The organism is Nocardia sp. NPDC057353 (assembly GCF_042667085.1).
Taxonomy (GTDB): domain Bacteria; phylum Actinomycetota; class Actinomycetes; order Mycobacteriales; family Mycobacteriaceae; genus Nocardia.
This window is the reverse complement of the sequence record NZ_JBHVAK010000134.1, coordinates 1-2642: the sequence shown is the minus strand read 5'-3', so window position 1 is coordinate 2642 and position 2642 is coordinate 1. Positions and strand designations below refer to the sequence as shown.

The 2642-nt window shown below is 71.9% G+C and carries 2 protein-coding genes; one reads left to right on the top strand and one right to left on the bottom strand.

Annotated features, from left to right (window positions below):
* Positions 1-242: 242 nt before the first annotated feature.
* Positions 243-1295, top strand: coding sequence for a helix-turn-helix transcriptional regulator (locus ACFUUZ_RS31645; protein ID WP_378702716.1), 1053 nt, complete (start codon positions 243-245; stop codon positions 1293-1295).
* On the opposite strand, the gene ACFUUZ_RS31640 is transcribed toward ACFUUZ_RS31645, so the two are convergent.
* Entirely contained in the window at positions 1250-2548 is a 1299-nt protein-coding gene (locus tag ACFUUZ_RS31640; protein WP_378702715.1) for an NtaA/DmoA family FMN-dependent monooxygenase, read from the bottom strand. The two genes, ACFUUZ_RS31645 and ACFUUZ_RS31640, sit on opposite strands and share 46 nt — an antisense overlap.
* Between the last annotated feature and the right edge of the window lie 94 nt (positions 2549-2642).

The following is a 2642-nucleotide window of genomic DNA, read 5'->3' as shown; positions in this document are numbered from 1 at the left end:
CCTCTTGGGGGGGGGGGAGACGGTCTAGGACGCGTTCCGCGACTCACCACCCCCGCGACCGGCGGGGCGGCGAGGCACGATCCTCGCCGCCCGGCCTGCTCGGTTCTCACAGGTGGGCACCTGCGCGCGCTGCGCTGAACGGTGCGTGGCGATGGTTCCGCTTTCGGTAGCGATGCGGCAGGGTGGAGGGCGGTGACCACGGATCGGCGGGACCGCCGAGCCGTCCCGGAGAGGACGATCCTGTGAACGGTGACACCGGCGACCCGGCCGCGGTATCGCACCGCAGCTTCGCCACCACCGACGCCGAGCAGATCAGCGACACGCTCACCCAGCTCTACACCGGCAGCCGCGCCCGGGTGCTGAACATGCCCGAGCGGGCGTCGTTCTCCGTCCTCGCCGGACAGACCGGTGACCTGCGCGCGGACCGGCTGCGGTCGAGCCTGGACTACTTCGTGCAGTGCGAGCCGATCACCGACGTCCTCACCATCGAGAACATCCACGCGGGCAGCCTCGCCATCACCATGCACCGCCACGAGGAGCGCTACCTGCCCGGGCACAGCGCCATCCAGCCGCCCGGCGCCGAATTCGACAGCGAGATCCGCGACCTGGACATGAACGTGATCACGCTGCCCATGGCCCGGATCATCGAGGCCGCCGCGGTCCTGCACGGCCCCGACGCCGCGGCCGGGCTGGCGTTCACCGGGATCGCCGCCGCGACCCCGGCGCTGGACCGCTACTGGTTCTGGCTCTCCGAGACGGTGCACCGCGAGGTGATGAACCCCGACTCCGCGCTCGCCGGGAACCCGCTGCTCGTCGAGCATGCCCTGAGCATGCTCGCAGGCGCCGCGCTCCTGGTCTTCCCGTACACCACCGGCGCACCGCCCGGATCTGAGCCCGAGGCGGCGGGAACGGCCGCGCTCGCCCGCGCGATCGAATACCTGCGCACCCACGCCGACCGGCCCGTCACCGTCGGCGAGCTCGCCGAAGTCGCCGGGGTCACCGCCCGCGCCCTGCAGTACGGCTTCCGCCGCCACTACGACACCACCCCGATGGGCTACCTGCGCCGGGTCCGCCTCGAGCGTGCCCACGCGGAGTTGCTCGCCGCCGATCCCGCCCGCGGCGACACCGTCGCCGTCATCGCTCGCCGCTGGGGCCACGCCAACCTCTCCCGCTTCGCAGCCCGCTACCAGCGGCAGTACGGTCAGCCCCCGGCACCACGCTGCACAGTTGACCACCGCTGTCCGCGCTCTCAGAAGCGGTCGCGCAGGGGGATGTCGAAGGGCGTCGGACGGTAGATGCCGCGGTCGACGAGGCGCGGCACGACCTCGTCGACGAACTCCCGGATGGCCGCCGCGCCTGCGGCGAACATGAGGTTGAAGCCGCCGACCGCGCCGTCCCCGTGCCAGAGCGCGAAGTCGTCGACGAGCTCGTCGTAGGAGCCGACGAACTTGCGGTGGGTCGCCCCGCCGCGCCCCACCGCCTGGGCGACGACCTCGCCGACGGTCACCCCGGGCCGCTCCTGGATGAAGGTGTAGAGCGCGACGTAGTTGCCGAAGGTGCTCTTGATCGTCGACTCGACCTCCTCCGGACGCGGCAGCAGGTCGAACGGGAACGGTTCGTGCACGTCACCGAGCGGGATGTCCAGCCCGAACTGCCCGAGCGCGAAGGGCGCCATGGCGGCCCAGTCGACGTGGCTGTCCAGCTCGCGCAGCTTCTCCTCGGCCTCGGCGGTGGTCCGGCCCAGGTAGGGGATGAGGCCGGGGACCGGCGGGACGGTGCCCGGCGTCCGACCCGCCGCGACGAGCGCCTTGTCCAGGGTCTCGCGGTAGGCGATGGCGGCGGCGCGGGTCGAGGAGTTGGTGAAGACCATGTCGGCGTGGGTGGCCGCCACCGCGATGCCCGCCCCCGACCCGCCCGCCTGGGCGATGAGCGGGCGCTGCTGGCGGCTGGGCGCGATATTGAGCGGACCGGTGACCTGGAAGTGCTCGCCGCGGTGGTCGATCGGCTCGGCGTGGAACCTGATGCGGCCGTCGGCATCCGGGCGCAGCGAGCGGTTGTCCCACAGCCCGCGCAGGACCTGCAGGAACTCGTCGGCGCGCCGGTAGCGCGCCTCGCGGTCCAGGTGCCGGTCGAGGCTGTAGTTCAGCGCGAAGCGGTCGACCACCGAGGTGACGGCGTTGTAGCCGGCGCGGCCGTCGGAGGCCTGATCGAGCGAGGCCAGCAGCCGGGCCAGGTTGTAGGGGTCGTAGAAGGTGGTCGACGCCGTCGCGATGAGCCCGACATACCTGGTGTGCTGGGAGATCGCGGTGAGCGCGGTGATGGGCTCGGCGGGGCCGCCGTCGAAGGCGGGCGAGCCCTGCATGCCGGGGATGTCGCCGACGAAGAGCGCGGTGAAGAGCCCCTCGTCGCCGAAGCGGCCGTACTCGAGCAGCCGCTCGAAGGCGCCGCGGTCCGGGACGCCCCGCGCCTGCTCTGCCTTCGCGGCGCCCTGGTGCAGGTTGAGGTCGTTGGCCACCAGGTTCAGATGCAGGTAGCGGCGTTGCGCCATGGGACGGCCCCTGTCCCTCGCGAGTGCGAGATTCTCGTATCTACTGGGTGAGAATCATATTCTCCTCGCGGTTCGGATGCCAGCGGGTCGGATC